Raw genomic sequence first — 17,543 nt, 5'->3', positions numbered from 1 at the left:
TCCTTTCTTCATTTAGCAGTCTCACTTCCACCAAGGGAAGCAAACTCTCTTATTCTTTATCATTATGAGATTCAACTTAGCGGCGATTAACACCCTTCAAGTGAACCTCTTTGGCAAGAAAACGAATACGCTCCATCACACGTTTGGCCTGCCAAGTCTCGTCTCCTTGACGTCCATTGGATAACTTAGCTTCTAAATCCGCAAAACTATAGTTAGACGTAAAGAAAGTAGGCAGCTCTTCAATCATACGATGCTGGAGGATGACTTGCAAAACATCATCCCTAATCCAAGAAGAGAATTGCTCTGCACCAATATCATCTAGAACCAAAACTTCTGCTTGTTTGACAGCGTCTATTTGTTCCTTGACAGAACCGTCCTTAATTCCATTTTTAACATCAATGGTAAAAGATGGGTAATGAATAATGGTCGTCGCAACCTTCTTGGTTTCGGAAAGTTCATGAGCCATAGCAGCCAACATGAAGGATTTTCCAACCCCCATGTCTCCGTAGATGTATAGGCCTTTCTGGTCTGGACTAGGGTAATTCGCCACAAAATCCACGAGACTCTCAAAGGTATCCACACGTGCCACATCATCTAGAGCAATATCCGCAAAGGTAATCTTACGATAAGACTGTGGCAGACTCACCAAATTAATCCGTTTAGCGATAGCCTGTTGTTCTTGTTGCTCTTTGAGCTGACGCGTCTCCTTATAGGTGACATCAGCGTAGCCTTCATTCATGGTCAGAATCGGTTCATACCCTTTGGCAATATACGAGGCATCACCTTCCTTTACCTTACGGCATTCCACCAGGAATTGATTAAACTTAGGAAGACTACGCTTGATTTCATCCTGGCTTAGGCTATGCTCTTGAATAAAGCTAGCCACTCTTGGATCCGCTAAAATTTGCTTCGTTAAATCTGTTGCATTGCCAGACCCATGATGCCCTGTTCGGTTTAGGGTTTGTCCAACTCTTTCCATAGGCTACTCCTTTCCTTTTTCTAGTTTTGCCAAAGCTCGACGTCTAATTTCATCCAACTTGGCCTGATCAGCCTGACTGGTTTGATTATCATAATCTGGATTACTCCAGCTCGGCACATTTGTTTTCTTCTTAGAATCAGCTTTTGCTTGCTGTGATTTCTTATCGTAACCACTACGCAAAGCTAAAAGCCCCTGTTCAGCAGTGACGATATTCTTAAAGGCAAAATCGTTGGCAAGTTTAGAGATATACTCTCGATTTACATTCGTTGAACGTGTCCGTCCCAAACTGTAGGCAACCATGAGGTTAATTACCTCATCCATAAAGCCTCTTTGTGCCAAATCCGTGAGAATCTGCTTCTCAGAATTAGTCACAGTCCCGCTTGGGCCTTTAGCACTTTGCAAGTAATATATAGGCTTTTCGGACCTAACCGCTTTAAGAATCTTTTTCTCCGTCTCCGTCAAAGCAGAATCACCACCCAATGTTTGAGCTTGAGCCTGTTCTAATTGCACCTGCATACGCTTGACAATAATCTGGTGGTTCACGGCTGTCTTTTTCGCTAAGAGATAGGTATCATACCAATTCATGCCATGAGTTTCAGACAATTTATAGATTTCTGGCACATCTGTCTTTTCATCTGTAAATACAAGTCCGTCAGCCTGCATACGATTCCTGAAACTGCTTAAATCAAACGAATTTTTGGGCTTGATTTCAGACACAGATTTTTGAGCCAAACGCTCATCGGTAAAGACATCCGAAAAACGTTTAGATAAATCTTGCAAGCCTTGTAGACCTGCCGGTTTCAAAGCATCTACTGCTGGTTCACTAATCTTTTGCTCGAGAAGTGAACTATAAACAGCATGTTTTAGAAACTGCTCAATTGATAAGGGAGACTTAAGCTCTATAACATAAAACCCTTGAGGTGAGTGGTAAAAGGCCAAGAGATCTACTGCTGTCAGAACCGCCAGTGCTTCCTGAAGGGGCTGCATTCCAAAGTTAAGATGGTTCAGAATAGCCGCAAACTTATGGCGGTGATTACCATTGTCATAAAAAGCCACGAAATACTGGTAGAGAGCGTAGCCCTCACCCCCAATAATGGGATAATAGCAACGCATCAAACTTGCCTGATCGGGAACGATAACCTGATTGCCAACATAGACAAATTCTTCAATAGGTCTCATTTTTTAGACTCTTTTTTCGCACGTACAGTTTTGGTGATTTCTTGAAGCAACTCTTCAATCTCATCAACATCTTTGAAAGAACGGTAGACACTGGCAAAACGTACATAAGTAATTTCATCAAGATCAGCGAGTTCTTTCATCACTAAATTCCCAATGACATCACTATCAACCTCTCCATCATGGTTACGGCGAATATTTTGCTCAATACGGGTGATGGCATTTTCGATATCCTCACTAGAAACCGGACGCTTCTGAGCACTCATCAAGATACCATTGAAAATCTTATCGCGAGAGAATTGTTCACGAGTACCGTCTTTTTTGACAACCAAAAGTGGAACTTCTTCCACACGCTCAAAAGTTGTAAAACGAGCATGACAAGAATCACACTCACGACGACGACGAATGGTATTCCCATCCTCTGCCTGACGGCTATCGATAACACTAGATTTATTATGTTGACATTTTGGACAACGCATGCACTTCACCACCAATCTTTGAAATTCGGTACTCTATTTTACCATAAAAACACATAAAAAGCACGCTCTAAACGAGGCGTGCTCACGACCAAGAATCACTCTAAGACTCTTATAAATTGATTTAAAGCTCAAGTTGAGGTGTCGTCGTTTCTCCATCCGCAAATGGAATGTAAAAATCGAAACATGTCCCTACACCAAGCTCTGAACTAACCTCAATACGACATCGGTAGGCCTCCACAATCTGGTAAAGAATTGATAAACCAATACCTACACCAGATTGAGTGGATGTACGGTTACGTGCCTTATCTGAACGATAGAAGCGTTCAAAGATATGCTCAATATCTTCATCAGATATCCCTTCACCATTATCTTGTACTTGTACCAACATTTCATCTTCCAGAGCCTTAATTGTAACCTGGATTTCCTTGTTAACAGGAGAATACTTGACCGCATTATCAATCAAAATAGTAATCGCCTGTTCAAAGTGTTGGCTGTAAATCTGTGCTAGACGCTCTGAGCTCTCAAAATCATTGAGATAGAATTGGTAATCTTCATGCAAGACACGGAAGTTACCAATAACCGTACGGATTGAAGAATTCAAATCACACGTATCATTTCTATGATTTTCAAATGATCCTTTGACACGGATAGAGTCCAACATATCATTAATCATAATCGTCATACGGTTGGCCTCGTGACTTGCAGCCTCAAGACTCTCCTCAAGAATCTCAGGGTCATTTTTACCCCAACGTTGCAAGAGGTCCATATGGCCCTTGATAACCGCAATCGGCGTACGTAATTCATGACTGACGTCACTCAAGAAACGCATCTGCATCTGATTATTTTCTTGGATTTTATCCATCATACGGTTAAAGTTAACCGCCAAATCACCAATTTCATCGTGACTTTCAATCTTAGAACGAAGTTCCAAATCACTTGGCGAATCGGTGATAACTCCCATCGTTTCGTGCAACTGTCTCATCGGACGAAGAATAGATGTCAAGACAACCACAGTTGCTGCGATAACTAGGACCGTCATCCCCACTTCTAGGAAAATCAATAAGAAAATCAAACGCTCTTTCAGAGCATAGTAGAATTCCAAATCATGGAAAATCTGGGCATAACCAACGATGGTCTTTTTATCCTTACCGTAAATTGGAACTTGTAGTAAGAAACCACGCTTTCCTTTATAGGACACTGACTTCAGTTTGTTTACTTCAGACATGCCTGGAGGAGAGTCTGTGTTTTCCTCAGAAGTAAAGATAAACGTTCCCTTTTTGTCATAAACAAAAACAGATTGGTTAGAAAATAATTTATTAGAAATTGCAACTTGACCATCCAAAGAGTGCTTTTCAGAAAGCACACCATTAATGATTGATGCATAGATATTTTTAGGCGAATAAAGGGCCGCTAAAAGCGGTTCTGGACTCAACTCTTCATCAGAATCCCAGTCCTTTTCGATATAAGTAACAACTTTCGAAATTGTATTATTTACATTTTGACGTTCACGTTGCAAAAGAAGCGTATTGGCCGAGAAAACAACAACCAGAGTGAACATCGACAATACAAGAAAGAAGACCACAGCAGTTGTCATGGTCAACTTTTTTCTAATGGTTACTTTACCAAATAATCTATCTTGTAATTTACTCATTTTTCACGGATAACGTAACCCATTCCTCGCACTGTTTGAATGTATGATTCCTTACCTGGAACATCGATTTTTCCACGCAAGTAACGAATATAAACATCTACAACGTTTGTTTCGATTGCATCATCATATTTCCAAACTTGAAGCAAGAGTTCCTCACGGGTCATCACTTGGTTCATATTGCTCAAAAGTGTGTTCAACAAATCAAACTCACGTTTTGTCAATGGAATTGCTTCATCACCACGAACAACTGTACGGTTTTGAACATCCAATTTCAAATCACGATAAGTTGACGCTTTAGCTGGTGCATTCTTAGCAGCTTCGATATCTTGACGACGGAAGGTTGCACGAATACGTGCCAATAGTTCTTCAATCGCAAAAGGTTTTACAATATAGTCATCAGCACCACGGTCCAAACCAGCAACAATGTCCATGATTGAATCGCGGGCTGTCATCATCATAATATAAGTATCTTTTTCTTGTTGGAGACGACGTGTTACTTCAAAACCGTCCATCTCAGGCAACATAAGGTCCAAGAGAATAAGATCGAAATCTTTCTCGAGTGCCATTTCAAGTCCTTCACGTCCGTTGTCTGCTGTCACAACGTCGTATCCTTCGTGTTGAAGTTCAAGAGAGACAAAACGAGCAAGGTTTTTCTCATCTTCAACAATCAAAATGCGTTTGCTCATAATAAGTATTTACCACTTTCTTAAAATTTTTTGACTTCTATTTCCCTTAAAAAGTCTGTAGATTTACCCTATAAATAAATCCGAAAATTAACTTCTAATGATATAATAATACAGATTTTTAAAATTGTCAAACATTTTTAGTTTATTTTTTTGAATTAATTTTCGTCAAATAGACCGTTCAATTGGGCAAAGGGATTACTTGCCTCTTTTTTCTCCTGTTGAAGTGCGGCAAAATCCTCTTCTGACAAGACTTCCCAGTCATTACCTGAGAGCGAAATTTGTCCTGATTCTTCCTCAGGTGTTAATACTCTCAAAGGAATATTAAGAAGAATATTATCTAAAATACTCTCATCAAGATTAATGGTATCCCCATCCAAGATAAGAACTAGATTTTCTTCGACTAATTCCTTTTGAAGAGCTGCATCTGCCTCTTGTATAAAGGTTTCTGAAACCGGATAGTTAAAGCTAAGTGTCACAGGTTCAAGTGAACGGCTAGATGGCAAGGTAATATCATAGCTAAGTTGATAGTCCAAAAGGTACAAGCCATTATCATAGGCTACCTGACCACTTGCTTGAATCTGTTCAAGATTTAAAACTTGATCATAGCGTTCTTTAATAGACTCCAACAAAGAAGGTGCTTCGGTAAAGGCGAGCCCCTCTGGAGACTTTCTAACTTCTGAAAGATAAATCATTCTTAATCCTCAAATTAAATTTCCCCATAGGGATCTATTTTCAATCCACAAGACCATAATCCCCTACATTCACTTTTCATTAGAGAGCATGATTATGATTTTAGACTTAATTAGTATTATATCAAATTTTTAAGAAAAAATAACACCTTTAATATTACATATTTCTTAAACTTAGAACTTTTTTCACAGCTAATGAGAAACTTACTCAGACCCAGTTTCCATCTGTCCTATAGAGTTAGATGAAAGCTCTTAATTATGGTAAAATAAGAGCATTGAAACTAGATAAAAGGAATATATAATGACACCTGAAGATTTTTACAAGGCTTTGAAAGAACTGGGGTTCGATCTCAGCCAAAAACAAAAAGACCAATTCCAACGCTACTTTGAGCTTTTGGTAGAATGGAACGAAAAGATCAACCTTACTGCAATCACAGAAAGAGACGAGGTCTACCTCAAACATTTCTTTGATTCTTTGGCTCCTGTTCTTCAAGGGCATATTAAAAATCAAAGTATTCGACTTCTGGATATCGGAGCTGGAGCTGGATTTCCAAGTCTCCCTATGAAAATCCTTTGCCCTGAGCTTGATGTGACTATCATCGACTCACTTAATAAACGCATCAATTTCCTCAATCTCTTGGCTGATGAACTTGAGCTCAGCGGTGTTCACTTCTATCACGGACGTGCAGAGGATTTTGGACAAGACAAGGCCTTCCGTGCTCAGTTTGATATTGTTACTGCCCGTGCCGTCGCACGCATGCAGGTTCTCTCAGAATTGACCATTCCTTTCTTAAAGGTTGGTGGACAACTTATTGCACTTAAAGCTGCAGCAGCTGATGAAGAGTTAGCCGATGCTAAAAATGCCTTGAACTCGCTTTTTGCAAAGCCTATTCTCAACGAGAACTACAGACTGCCAAATGGGGATGGACGTAATGTCACTATTGTCGATAAGAAAAAAGAAACCCCAAATAAGTACCCACGTCGTGCTGGAATTCCTAACAAGAAGCCGCTATAACGTTTATCCAAGGAGGTGTCTTACTCCTTGGATTATTATTTACTCTTATGATAACTCGGAGGTTTTCATTGATCAATCGTCTTTCTGTCACGCAAAAGCTTGTGCTCAGCTTTGTCTTTGTCATTATAGTGGGGAGTATTTTACTTAGCCTTCCCATAAGCCACTATGCAAATAGTCCAGAAACAAGCTACCTGGATCATCTCTTCAATACTGTGTCAATGGTCTGTGTAACTGGACTTTCTGTTGTCCCGGTCAGTAAGGCTTACAATGGTCTCGGTCAAATTTTCTCTATGCTTCTCATGCAGACGGGAGGACTTGGGCTCGTCTCTCTTATAGCCTTTAGCACCTATACCCTGAAAAATAAATTAGGACTGAGTGATCAAGATCTCCTTCAATCCGCACTTAGCAGGGATAACCAAAAAGATTTGAAAGCTTATTTTTTTAAGGTCTATAAAATTACTTTTTCTATTGAAGCTTTGGCAGCACTTGTGATCATGACTGATTTCGTTCCTCGTTTTGGACTTGGTCACGGCATTTTTAATAGTCTCTTTCTAGCTGTCTCTGCCTTTTGTAATGCTGGATTTGACAACTTAGGTTCTAACAGTTTACAGGATTATGCAACCAATCCAACCATTAACCTTGCTGTAGCTTTTCTCATTATGTCTGGAAGTTTGGGATTTGCAGTTTGGATTGATTTGATTCAACTATTGCGACGTTATATTAAAGATCGTCCAAGGAATTGGAAATTAGCTTGTAGACCTCTCAGCAATCAAAGTCGTCTTGTTCTTATAAGTACAGGCTGTCTCCTCTTAGGAGGAACACTACTTGCTTGGTTACTGGAAATGGATAACTCTAAGACAATCGGTACTCTCAATGTCTGGCAACAACTTCTGGTAAGTTTCTTTCAGACTGTAACCATGCGTACCGCTGGTTTTGCGACTATTTCCTATACCAATGCCGATTTCTCCACAAATCTTCTTTTTATGATTCAAATGATTATTGGGGGTGGTCCTGGAGGAACTGCGGGTGGTATCAAGGTGACAACTGCCTCTATCATGTTCCTGCTTTTTAAGTCAGAACTATCTGTTAACTCGAGCGTTGTTTTTCGAAATCGTATTATATCTAATAAGACTGTTTTGCAAGCATTCACAGTTATACTCTTTTTCCTAACAATGCTCTTTGTCGGCTATGTTATTTTGCTGGAGACTAATCCTACACTATCGCCCCTTGGCCTACTTTTTGAGAGTGTGTCAGCCATTGCTACCGTTGGTGTTTCAATGGATTTGACCCCTAATCTAAATACTCTAGGACGACTCGTTATCATGTCTCTGATGTTCATTGGCCGTGTTGGACCTATCACTGTTCTCTTGAGCTTGATGACCAAAAAAGAAAAGCATGTCTCTTATGCCCCAACTGATATTTCAGTTGGCTAAACAATTTTATTCATTGACAATATTCTGAAAGGATTTTATATGAAAACACAAATTATTGGGGTCCTCGGTTTGGGAATCTTTGGACAAACCATTGCAACCGAACTCTCCTCTTTTGGACAAGACGTTATCGCCTTAGATAATAACTCTACAACAATTGATTCCCTTGCTGATCAGGTGACTAAGGCCGCTGTTGGTGACATTACTGACATTGACTTTCTACGTTCTGCTGGTATTGATACTTGCGATACGGTCATTATTGCAACTGGAGAACACCTAGAATCGTCTGCGCTAGCGCTCTTGCAGTGCAAAAAACTTGGTATTAAGAATATTATTGCCAAAGCTATGAATAACAATTATGAGGAAGTCCTTTACGGAATGGGTGCTAACTGGGTCATCACTCCTGAACGTAGCACAGCAAAAGAATTGGCTTCAAATATCCTCCGCTATAACATATCAAATGTTTTTCATTTAGAGGATGACGTAGCTTTAATTGAACTTAAAATTCCTAGTGAATGGGCTGGAAAGTCCTTGCATACTTTAAATCTAAGACAAAATTATAACGTCAATGTTATTGGTTTTAGAGATGAGAAAAGTGGCAAGTTAAACACCCACTTTGACCCAAGTAAGAAACTACCTGATGAAGGGATCATACTAGTTGTCGCTGACAATCGAACACTAGAAAAATTTGATTATTTAGGATATTTAAAATAACAAAAAACGTTCCAATCTCGTTCATCTAGACAAGACTGGAACGTTTTTAGTTGTGCTTAATAGCATACTTTTACTAAAAGCCAAGAATATCATCCCCATGGATTGTAAAAACGACCATGATTGAGGAAGATTAAGCCTATACTAATCCCCAATAAAAGAATAGCTGACACGATGACAAGGTAATCTTGTTTCATCAAAGATTTATGCACATACCAGGTACGTTTTTTATAGCGACCAAATCGACGTAGCTCCATAGCTGTCGATATGGTATCAATTCGTTCGAGAGATGAAAAAATTAGTGGAAGAACAATTTGGAGATTCCCGCGAATACGTTTGACCAATCCCGACTTTTGCGACAAATCCAAACCACGAGCCCCTTGAGCCTTACGAATCGTAAAGAATTCTTCTTGGACATCTGGAATATAACGCAAGGTTAAACTAACGGAATAGGCAAATTTATAAGGAATTCCAATCTGATTAAGACTAGCCGCAAACTGACTCGGATGAGTGGTCATAAGAAAAAGAATGGCAAGAGGGACCGTTGAAAAATACTTAAGCAATAGATTTGCAAGGTAAAAAAGCTCCTGACTGGTTAGATAGAAACGCCCCCAGCCTTCAATAAGAACTGTCTTTGCTCCGTAAATTTCTTCACCATAACCAGGTGCGAAAAGGTAGACCATAAGTAAATTAAAGAGGGCAATGGATCCAATAATCTTAACAACAAAAGAAATATCTCGCCAACGAATCTTAGCCAAATAAAAGAGATAAATGGAAAGTAAGCCTACTGCTAGGATAAAGCGTGGATCATAGGTTGCCATACAGGCAACTGAAACCAAGATAAAGAAAAGCATCTTACTTGCCCCAGACAAATCATAGAGGAAACCTTGACCGGACTGATAACCAATTAAACGATTAGACATTAGGGCCTCCTTTTTCAATATAATACTGGGTTACTTCTACTGGATCACTTGACAATTTCTGACCCAAAGTATAAAGAGAGGTCTGCTTGAGATTGGCTGACTCTAGTAAATCCTTCTGATTAAGAATTGTAACAGGGTTGTCGTCTGCAATGATTTTACCCTCAACCACAACGAGACAACGATCGCTATATTCCAACATGAGCTGCATGTCATGGGTAATCATCACAATCGTATGACCTTGCTTCTGAAGACTGTCCAAGAAATTCATGATATCTGTGTAAGTCTTGTAATCTTGACCAGCCGTTGGCTCATCCAAGATAATGATTTCAGGTTTCAAAACTAAGATAGACGCAATGGTCACGCGCTTTTTCTGACCAAAGGAAAGCGCAGAAATGGGCCATTTACGAAAACTATAGAGACCACAAGTCTTCAAGACCTCATGAACACGCGCTTCAACCTCAGCCTCTTCAATACCTCGCAAACGCAAACCAAGAGCGACCTCATCAAAAATCATAGTTTGGCTAATCATCTGATTTGGGTTTTGCAAAACAAAGCCTATACGTTCTGAACGCTCGGCGATGCTATCCTGACTGATATTCTGACCCTTGTAAGTTAATTTCCCTTGACTAGGGACAAAACCGCATAGAGCTTTGGCAAGCGTCGACTTTCCAGCTCCATTTTTACCGACAATCGCTAGTCGCTCACCTTTTTTCAAGCTAAAAGACATATCCTCTATAATCGCTGGATTATCCCCATAGGAAACGCTAAGCCCCTCAACCTTCAAAATAGAATCACTTGAACTGTCTCTTTTATCTTTCAAAACTCTATCTGGCAGAACAAGGTCAGATAAGTCTAAAGCATCCAATTGACTAAGATTTTGTGCATCTCTTGTGTCAAATCCCAACTGACGTAAAACCGTCACATATAGAGGTTCGCGAATCCCATTTTCCAGTAAGAGAGTACTTGATAAAAGCTCATCTGGGCTACCGTTAAAGAGGAGGGTACCATCATTGACCAGTAAAATCCGGTCAACAGGACGATAAAGAACATCTTCTAGACGATGCTCAATAATAATTGTTGTAGCTCCCACCTCTTTGTGGATTTTATCAATGAGGTCAATGGTTTCCTGTCCTGATTTAGGATCTAAATTTGCTAGAGGCTCATCAAATAAAAGAATAGGACTCTCATCAATCAAGACTCCAGCCAAACTAACTCGTTGTTTTTGGCCACCTGATAAGTCTTGAGGGCGGTGATTCAAAAGAGAAGTCAAGTCTAGACGTTCAGCCCAGAGAGCTACCTTATCCTTCATCTCACTTTGATCAGCACAATCATTCTCCAAGGCAAAAGCCAAATCCTCGGCTACTGTTAGGCCAATAAACTGACCATCTGGATCCTGCAATACCGTAGATACCAACTGTGACTTATCATAGATAGATTGCTTGAAAATATCCTGACCATCTATCCTTACCTGGCCTTTTGCCTGACCTTTATGAATATTAGGTATGATACCATTGAGACACTGAGCCAGGGTCGACTTTCCGCTACCAGAAGGGCCTAAAATGAGCACTTTCTCGCCTTTGACAATATCAAAGCTGATATCTTTAAGCGTCGCTTCTGCTTGCGCATCATATTGAAATGTAAACTGATTAAAACTAATGTATTTATCCATGTTTCTACTAAAAAAGAGAGGAGGTATCAAAGCAAACTGACAGTCCCACTCTCCTATGATTCATGCTAGTCTTTGGTAAGACTACCAGATTGTGTACGTGAGCCAGCATAGATTGCAAGAAGGAGGGTTCCTCCGATTGCAATTGTAATAAAGTTAGCTACGCCAGCTACAAAACTTTGTGCATAAAGATATGACCAGGCTTGTGCGAATTGGAGTCTATCACCAATAGGAGTAACGATACCATAGGCAATAAGGAGGGCCAATGCTTGTGCTAAGTTAAACCAAATCATACTCATCAAAGAAAACTTGCCAGTTGTCACATCATATTTTTTGTTGAATAGACCAATTACAAGACCTGTAATGGCACTTGCAAACACCCAAGCCCATGAGATATTTCCGTATTGAATACCATCTTTAAGCGCATGCCCAATAAAGCCCATAAAGAAACCTGTAATAGGCCCAAAAATCACTGAAAATAGTGCTTGAACAGCATACTGAAGTTGGATGCTGGTATTCCCAAAAATAGGAATATTAACAAACATACCAATGATAATAAAGAGTGCTGCACCAATACCTGTCGCAACTACTGTACGAATTGAATTATTTTTCATAATCTTACTTTAATCTCCTAAATGTTTGATTTCAATGTGCCAGTTAGACCCCACACCAACATTATAGGCCTTGGCAAAAGACCCCTGGTTTATGGCTAAGCCAACACGATAGAGGGAATTGATATAAATAATTGGCTGACCGATACGAACATCCGCAAAAGATTTCCCATAGGTAACTTGATTTTGGTAGACCAACATATCATTGTTAAAGATGGTCACCTCGAATCGATCACCAAAGTTTGGTTCCAAGGCATAAAAGTCATCACGTGTGATAGAGGTCCAAAGAGAGCCGAAACGGACGTCCAAAATATCAATTGCACCACGAACCAAATTATCCTCTATGATGGTTTCAACCACTGGAAGCTCTAGAATTTTGTCCACAGGTAACTCAGGACCTACTTCATCAAAACTGATATGACCAGAAGCTAATTTGGCACCTGTATAGGCATAAACATCACGACCATGGAAGGTATAAGACAGCTCCGTATTACTACGACGATTCTCAACTTCTGAAATTTCACGGACAGCAACGATACCGACATCCTTCTTGATATAAGAAAGTGTTCCGTTATCTGGTGTGACGATATATTGCCCCGTCTTTGTTAAGGCAACCACACTTTTACGTGATGAGCCGACACCCGGATCAACTACGGAAACAAAGGTTGTTCCCTTTGGCCAGTACTCGACAGTCTGAAACAGACGATAGGAAGCTTCAAAAGTGTTGTAGGGAGTAATATCATGTGTAAGGTGATGAACTCCCAAACTTGGTTCTTCTTGAAGAGCTACACCAATCATGGCCGAAACAGCACCGTCAACCAAACCAAAGTCTGATTGAAGCACCAATAAATTATTAGTCATAAATGTTTCACCTTTTCTCTTTGAACGGTTTATTTTACCATATTTTATGGGCTTTTTAAAGATGATAGATTCTTGAGCTAGCTATAGTCTTTGACTATGTTTTCTCCAAAATCAAAAAGCCAGCCAAATAGGCCGACCTTATACAATTATCTATACTTTCTTCCAACGGCTCTTTTCTGCTACTGCTGTAAAAAGCACGTCTGTTGAAGAGTTAAGGGCTGTTTCACAAGAGTCTTGGATGACACCTACGATAAAGCCAACACCAACAACTTGCATGGCCAAATCATTTGAGATACCAAAGAGGCTACATGCTACTGGCACTAATAGAAGGGATCCTCCAGCAATACCTGAGGCACCACAGGCAGAAATAGCTGCAACCACACTAAGAATGAGTGCTGTCGCAAAATCGACCTGAATTCCCAAAGTCGTTACTGCAGCAAGAGTTAAGACATTGATTGTCACGGCTGCCCCAGCCATATTAATAGTTGACCCCAAAGGAATAGAAACTGAATAGGTATCAGGATTTAAACCAAGATCTTTACAAAGCTGAAGGTTAACAGGAATATTAGCTGCTGACGAGCGAGTAAAGAAGGCTGTAATCCCAGAGTCTTTCAAACAACGGAAAACCAGTGGGAAAGGATTTTTGCCCATCATCACAAAGGCAATAATAGGATTAACAACCAAGGCAACAAAGGCCATTGTTCCCACTAAAACAAGGATTAGGACACCATAATCCGCCAAAACACCAACACCATTCTCAGAAATAGTATTAAAGACAAGACCAAGGATACCAAATGGTGCCAAGTTAATAATCCAACGAACGATTTGTGAAGTCACTTCTGCCAAGGTATGTAGCAAATCTTTCGTGTGAGTGCTAGCTGTTCGCATGGCGAAACCAAAGACAACCGCCCATACTAAAACACCAATGTAGTTGGCTTGAGCCAAGGCATTGACAGGGTTATCCACCATCTTAAGCAACAAATCTTTAAAGACTTCTCCCACACCTTGAGGTGCCGTCGATTTAGTCGCTGCCGCTGCTCCCAACTTCAGAGAAATTGGAAAAATATAGTGAGAAATAACAGCCGTCAATGCTGCCGCAAAGGTCCCAAAGAGATAAAGAATAATAACTGTCTTCATGTTGCTTTGTTGCCCTTCTCGCGTTTGAGAAAGGGCATTGGCAACCAAGGCAAAGACCAAGAGTGGAGCAATTGCCTTCAAGCCACCAACAAACATATCCCCTAAGAGACCAATAACCGTAAACTTAGGAACAAGCAAACCAAGTACAGCACCAATTACCACACCAATGGCAATACGCTTGATTAGACTGGTCCTATTCCAAGTTGAAATAAATCGTTTCATAACTCATTAACTCCTTTTTATGGTTAGCTCAACCATAAAGTATTCGATAATTTCCATACTATGATAAATATCTGAAATCGTCAAGACATGAAAAAAGCCTGTGGCAAACAGGCTCTCAAATCCTATTTATGACTCAATTTACGGGTCAAGAAATCACCCAAGAATTGGATAAGGAAAATCAAAATCAAAATCAAGAAAGTTGCCAAAATGGTAACTGAGGTACTAGAACGGTTATATCCATAGTAGATAGCGATGTAACCAAGACCACCGGCACCGATAGCACCAGCCATGGCAGTTTCACCCACAAGGGAAATCAGAGTTACGGTTGATACACGAACCAATTCTGGGAGCCCTTCACCAAGGTAAACCTTAATCGTATCCCAAAGTGTTGCGCCACTAGCTTGTGCTGCTTCAATAACGCCACGGTCAAGATCTGCAAGTACCACCTGTACTTGACGTGCAAAGAATGGGAAAGTCGCAGCTGACAATGGAACCAAGGCCGCTGTCATTCCAAGGTTAGTCCCCACGATAAAGTAAGTGAAGCCTTTCAAAATTGCCAAGAGGATGATGAAAGGAATGGCACGGAAGATTGAAGTGATTTTATCCAAGATTTGGAAAACAAATTTATTTTCAATGACTCCACGAGGACCTGTCAATACCAAGAAGAGCCCCATAACAAGACCAAGAAGCCCCCCAATGATGAAGGAAATAACCGTCATATAGAGAGTCGCATAGATGGCGTCTGGCCAAGAGTTAACCCCCTGCATACCAATACGATAAATATCTGGAAAGTTTTGTTGAATCCAATCTGCCATTATTGGGCTCCTTTCTTAAGTACTTGCAAGCTGACACCTGCATTTTCAATCGCTTTTTGAGCAGCAAGAACCTTATCTGCCTCACCATTCAAGACAACGACCAATTCACCAACAGGAGTATCACCTAGAATCTCAAGGTTCCCGTAAAGGATGTTACTTGAAACTCCGTAATCTTTGAAAATTTCAGTCAAGAGTGGCTCATCTGTTGAAGAACCAGCATATTTAAGTTGAACAAGAAGGGCTGAGCCTGGTAAGTTTTTCACTACGGGTTGTGCATTAATCTTAGCCAAGGCATCTTCAATCCCTGCAGCAGTTTCAATAAATTCTTGTGTCAAATCTTCTTGTGGATTTGAGAAGATGTCAAGAACACTGCCCTCTTCCAAAAGTTGACCATTTTGCATAACAGCCACACGGTTACAAATGTCTTTAACAATTTGCATTTCGTGGGTGATCATAACCACTGTCAAACCAAGCTTTTTATTCAAATCCTGCAAAAGTGAAAGGATCTGCTTAGTTGTTTTTGGGTCAAGAGCTGAGGTAGACTCATCTGAAATCAAGATTTCAGGATCATTAGCCAAGGCACGGGCAATCGCTACACGTTGTTTTTGACCACCGGACAACTGTGCAGGATAGTTTTCGGCACGATCAGCCAAATCAACCAATTCCAAAAGACCACGAATTTTTTTGTCTTTCTCTTCATTGCTTAGTTTAGAATGACGAAGAGCAAAAGCTACATTTTCATAAGCCGTCTTTTGAGCCATAAGGTTAAAGTGTTGGAAAATCATCCCAATCGTTTGACGTTTCTGGCGCAATTCTTTTGTCGACAATTGGACCTTACCATCTGCAAAAGTCACATCTTTACCGATAGTGATTTTACCAGCTGTAGGCACTTGCAAAAGATTGATCGCACGCACAAGGGTAGATTTACCAGCCCCTGAATAACCAACAATTCCGTAAATATCACCTTTCTCAATCTGGATAGACACATCCTTAACCGCTTGAATAGTGCGGCGTTTCTGCGTAAAGGTGATATCAATATTTTTCAAATCAATAATGACATTACTCATAACTTGCAATTAACTCCTTAATTAGTTCAATGTGGGTGTAGTAATCTGCTAGACTAACATTTTCATCCCCACCATGGTCACGACTGTTAGCATTCCCTATACCAAAGGCTGCCATAGGAACACCCAAAGCCTGATAAATCATATGCATAGGCCCCGTACCTGCTGCTGTTGGAAGGACAGCGACACCTTCTTCATAAAAACCTTTTGCTAACTCAATAACATTGACAATAGCTGGATCAGACATATCACTTCGATAACTTTCTTCACCAAGAGTGAAGGTTACCTTGATACGGTCAAATCCTTCTTTTTTGAGGTGAGCCTTAATACACTCCAAAACGTACTCAGGTGTCAAGCCAGGGACCAAACGTATCTCCATCTTAGCTCTGGCTTGAGCTGGTAAGATGGTCTTAACCCCTTGCCCCTGATAACCTGTTGAAATTCCCTCAATAGAAAGAGCAGGCTCAAAATAGTAAGTTTTTAAGAACGCTCGGCGGTCACTTTCTAAAATGGGTAGTTTTAAGCCGTAAATCCTACGAAGACTGTCTGCATTTTCAATGGCATAAGTTTCGATAAGATTCATCTCTCGTTCGTTTGGTTGGACAATCTTTTCATAGATGCCGTCGATAAGGATACGTCCCTGATCATCTCTCATGCTTGAGATAGCATTAAGCAAGTACCATGACGCCGATTCAATCACTGCACCAAATTTAGAGTGGATATCAACATCAGCACTCTCGACAGACAAGTCAAAGGTAATAATCCCCTTGTTGCCACCTGTGATTTCCAATTGACCTTTACTATTTCGGTTCCCTTGCTCCCAAACCAATAGGTCTGCTGGAAGAAGATCATCTCGGTATTTTTCTAAATATTTTTCAAGGTCTGTTGATGCTGATTCTTCAGCACCTTCCATCATAAACGTAATATTTACAGGAAGATCTCCGACCTCACGAATGTACTTACGAAGAGCTGTCAACCGAGCTGTGATATGGCCCTTATCATCGTCGACACCACGACCATACATATATCCCTTTCGAACAGTCAGACGGAAAGGTTCATCGGTCCATGGCTGATCATTGTCCGCAGGAACAGTGTCATAGTGTTGATAGAAAATAATTGTTTTCGCATCTGGATTTGGACTCTTGAATTTCGCCAAGACAAAAGGTGCCGTATGGGTCTCGTCAATTGTCACCTCTGCGCCAACACCAGAGAAAATCTCACCAAGGTAAGCAGCTACATCATAGAGACCAATATTTTGAGCAAAAATAGATTTTTTAGAAATCAAAGTCCGCAAAACTTCAAAATAGTGCTGAGCAATTTCATCGTTACGAAATTTTCGTAACTGCTCTTCTTCACTTGAAAATGCCATCAAATCGTCTCCTTCATACACGACAAAACGGCGTGCTCTCACACGCCCTCTGTCCTTAG

Annotated in this window: 17 protein-coding genes; 3 read left to right on the top strand and 14 right to left on the bottom strand. The window is 40.4% G+C overall.

From position 1 onward, the window contains the following. Positions 1-76: 76 nt before the first annotated feature. From dnaI to H7T99_RS02465, 6 genes are all read right to left on the bottom strand, one after another. Positions 77-979 carry a primosomal protein DnaI gene (gene dnaI / locus H7T99_RS02490; protein ID WP_002883792.1) on the bottom strand — a complete coding sequence of 301 codons (903 nt, stop codon included), beginning with the start codon at positions 977-979 and terminating at the stop codon, positions 77-79. 3 nt (positions 980-982) lie between these two features. Next, the gene (locus H7T99_RS02485; protein ID WP_037600315.1) at positions 983-2,158 is read right to left on the bottom strand and encodes a DnaD domain protein; all 1,176 of its coding nucleotides are present in this window, start codon (positions 2,156-2,158) and stop codon (positions 983-985) included. Further along, positions 2,155-2,634: a transcriptional regulator NrdR gene (gene nrdR, locus H7T99_RS02480; protein ID WP_002883820.1), complete on the bottom strand. Its 480-nt coding sequence runs from the start codon at positions 2,632-2,634 to the stop codon at positions 2,155-2,157. Before nrdR ends, H7T99_RS02485 begins: the two co-directional genes overlap by 4 nt. A gap of 121 nt (positions 2,635-2,755) precedes the next feature. Next, a complete protein-coding gene (locus H7T99_RS02475) occupies positions 2,756-4,285 on the bottom strand; it encodes a HAMP domain-containing histidine kinase (protein WP_037600314.1) in 1,530 nt (509 codons plus the stop codon). Then, a complete protein-coding gene (locus H7T99_RS02470) occupies positions 4,282-4,971 on the bottom strand; it encodes a response regulator transcription factor (RefSeq protein WP_002883757.1) in 690 nt (229 codons plus the stop codon). Before H7T99_RS02470 ends, H7T99_RS02475 begins: the two co-directional genes overlap by 4 nt. 155 nt (positions 4,972-5,126) lie before the next feature. Then, positions 5,127-5,663, bottom strand: a complete 537-nt coding sequence (locus H7T99_RS02465) for a DUF177 domain-containing protein (protein ID WP_037600313.1) — start codon at positions 5,661-5,663, stop codon at positions 5,127-5,129. A 298-nt stretch (positions 5,664-5,961) separates the two neighbouring features. Here H7T99_RS02465 and rsmG point away from each other — a divergent pair, with 298 nt between their 5' ends. The 3 genes from rsmG (at position 5,962) to H7T99_RS02450 (ending at position 8,819) form a co-directional block, all read left to right on the top strand. Then, positions 5,962-6,675 (top strand): 16S rRNA (guanine(527)-N(7))-methyltransferase RsmG, encoded by a 714-nt coding sequence (rsmG, locus tag H7T99_RS02460; protein ID WP_037600311.1) that lies wholly within the window; start codon positions 5,962-5,964, stop codon positions 6,673-6,675. Between the two features lie 68 nt (positions 6,676-6,743). Next, the gene (locus H7T99_RS02455; RefSeq protein WP_080702550.1) at positions 6,744-8,108 is read left to right on the top strand and encodes a TrkH family potassium uptake protein; all 1,365 of its coding nucleotides are present in this window, start codon (positions 6,744-6,746) and stop codon (positions 8,106-8,108) included. 39 nt (positions 8,109-8,147) lie between these two features. Further along, entirely contained in the window at positions 8,148-8,819 is a 672-nt protein-coding gene (locus H7T99_RS02450) for a potassium channel family protein (RefSeq protein ID WP_022496217.1), read from the top strand. An 89-nt stretch (positions 8,820-8,908) separates the two neighbouring features. On the opposite strand, the gene H7T99_RS02445 is transcribed toward H7T99_RS02450, so the two are convergent. From H7T99_RS02445 to H7T99_RS02410, 8 genes are all read right to left on the bottom strand, one after another. Beyond that, on the bottom strand, positions 8,909-9,739 hold the full coding sequence (locus tag H7T99_RS02445) for an energy-coupling factor transporter transmembrane component T family protein (RefSeq protein ID WP_037600301.1): 831 nt from the start codon (positions 9,737-9,739) through the stop codon (positions 8,909-8,911). Beyond that, complete coding sequence (locus H7T99_RS02440; protein ID WP_037600297.1) at positions 9,732-11,408, bottom strand: ABC transporter ATP-binding protein; 1,677 nt, start codon at positions 11,406-11,408, stop codon at positions 9,732-9,734. The genes H7T99_RS02445 and H7T99_RS02440 overlap by 8 nt, the downstream gene beginning before the upstream one ends. A gap of 65 nt (positions 11,409-11,473) precedes the next feature. Next, positions 11,474-12,019 carry an ECF-type riboflavin transporter substrate-binding protein gene (locus H7T99_RS02435; RefSeq protein WP_002889953.1) on the bottom strand — a complete coding sequence of 182 codons (546 nt, stop codon included), beginning with the start codon at positions 12,017-12,019 and terminating at the stop codon, positions 11,474-11,476. Between the two features lie 9 nt (positions 12,020-12,028). Further along, complete coding sequence (locus H7T99_RS02430; RefSeq protein WP_037600294.1) at positions 12,029-12,877, bottom strand: S-adenosyl-l-methionine hydroxide adenosyltransferase family protein; 849 nt, start codon at positions 12,875-12,877, stop codon at positions 12,029-12,031. A 150-nt stretch (positions 12,878-13,027) separates the two neighbouring features. After that, a complete protein-coding gene (gene sstT, locus H7T99_RS02425; RefSeq protein WP_037600290.1) occupies positions 13,028-14,236 on the bottom strand; it encodes a serine/threonine transporter SstT in 1,209 nt (402 codons plus the stop codon). 122 nt (positions 14,237-14,358) lie between these two features. Then, positions 14,359-15,051: a methionine ABC transporter permease gene (locus H7T99_RS02420; protein WP_002883771.1), complete on the bottom strand. Its 693-nt coding sequence runs from the start codon at positions 15,049-15,051 to the stop codon at positions 14,359-14,361. Continuing rightward, positions 15,051-16,118, bottom strand: a complete 1,068-nt coding sequence (locus H7T99_RS02415; protein WP_037600287.1) for a methionine ABC transporter ATP-binding protein — start codon at positions 16,116-16,118, stop codon at positions 15,051-15,053. The genes H7T99_RS02420 and H7T99_RS02415 overlap by 1 nt, the downstream gene beginning before the upstream one ends. Continuing rightward, on the bottom strand, positions 16,111-17,484 hold the full coding sequence (locus tag H7T99_RS02410; RefSeq protein WP_037600284.1) for a M20/M25/M40 family metallo-hydrolase: 1,374 nt from the start codon (positions 17,482-17,484) through the stop codon (positions 16,111-16,113). The genes H7T99_RS02415 and H7T99_RS02410 overlap by 8 nt, the downstream gene beginning before the upstream one ends. Positions 17,485-17,543: the final 59 nt, after the last annotated feature.

Source organism: Streptococcus sp. 17.1 (assembly GCF_016648655.1).
In the GTDB taxonomy this organism is placed as follows: domain Bacteria; phylum Bacillota; class Bacilli; order Lactobacillales; family Streptococcaceae; genus Streptococcus; species Streptococcus salivarius_E.
This window is presented reverse-complemented; position numbering and strand designations above follow the sequence as displayed.

Bases quoted from the DNA above. Each gene is read 5' to 3' on its own strand.
- dnaI (WP_002883792.1), bottom strand. From the start codon at position 979: ATGGAAAGAGTTGGACAAACCCTAAACCGAACAGGGCATCATGGGTCT.
- H7T99_RS02485 (WP_037600315.1), bottom strand. From the start codon at position 2,158: ATGAGACCTATTGAAGAATTTGTCTATGTTGGCAATCAGGTTATCGTT.
- nrdR (WP_002883820.1), bottom strand. From the start codon at position 2,634: ATGCGTTGTCCAAAATGTCAACATAATAAATCTAGTGTTATCGATAGC.
- H7T99_RS02475 (WP_037600314.1), bottom strand. From the start codon at position 4,285: ATGAGTAAATTACAAGATAGATTATTTGGTAAAGTAACCATTAGAAAA.
- H7T99_RS02470 (WP_002883757.1), bottom strand. From the start codon at position 4,971: ATGAGCAAACGCATTTTGATTGTTGAAGATGAGAAAAACCTTGCTCGT.
- H7T99_RS02465 (WP_037600313.1), bottom strand. From the start codon at position 5,663: ATGATTTATCTTTCAGAAGTTAGAAAGTCTCCAGAGGGGCTCGCCTTT.
- rsmG (WP_037600311.1), top strand. From the start codon at position 5,962: ATGACACCTGAAGATTTTTACAAGGCTTTGAAAGAACTGGGGTTCGAT.
- H7T99_RS02450 (WP_022496217.1), top strand. From the start codon at position 8,148: ATGAAAACACAAATTATTGGGGTCCTCGGTTTGGGAATCTTTGGACAA.
- H7T99_RS02445 (WP_037600301.1), bottom strand. From the start codon at position 9,739: ATGTCTAATCGTTTAATTGGTTATCAGTCCGGTCAAGGTTTCCTCTAT.
- H7T99_RS02440 (WP_037600297.1), bottom strand. From the start codon at position 11,408: ATGGATAAATACATTAGTTTTAATCAGTTTACATTTCAATATGATGCG.
- H7T99_RS02435 (WP_002889953.1), bottom strand. From the start codon at position 12,019: ATGAAAAATAATTCAATTCGTACAGTAGTTGCGACAGGTATTGGTGCA.
- H7T99_RS02430 (WP_037600294.1), bottom strand. From the start codon at position 12,877: ATGACTAATAATTTATTGGTGCTTCAATCAGACTTTGGTTTGGTTGAC.
- sstT (WP_037600290.1), bottom strand. From the start codon at position 14,236: ATGAAACGATTTATTTCAACTTGGAATAGGACCAGTCTAATCAAGCGT.
- H7T99_RS02420 (WP_002883771.1), bottom strand. From the start codon at position 15,051: ATGGCAGATTGGATTCAACAAAACTTTCCAGATATTTATCGTATTGGT.
- H7T99_RS02415 (WP_037600287.1), bottom strand. From the start codon at position 16,118: ATGAGTAATGTCATTATTGATTTGAAAAATATTGATATCACCTTTACG.
- H7T99_RS02410 (WP_037600284.1), bottom strand. From the start codon at position 17,484: ATGGCATTTTCAAGTGAAGAAGAGCAGTTACGAAAATTTCGTAACGAT.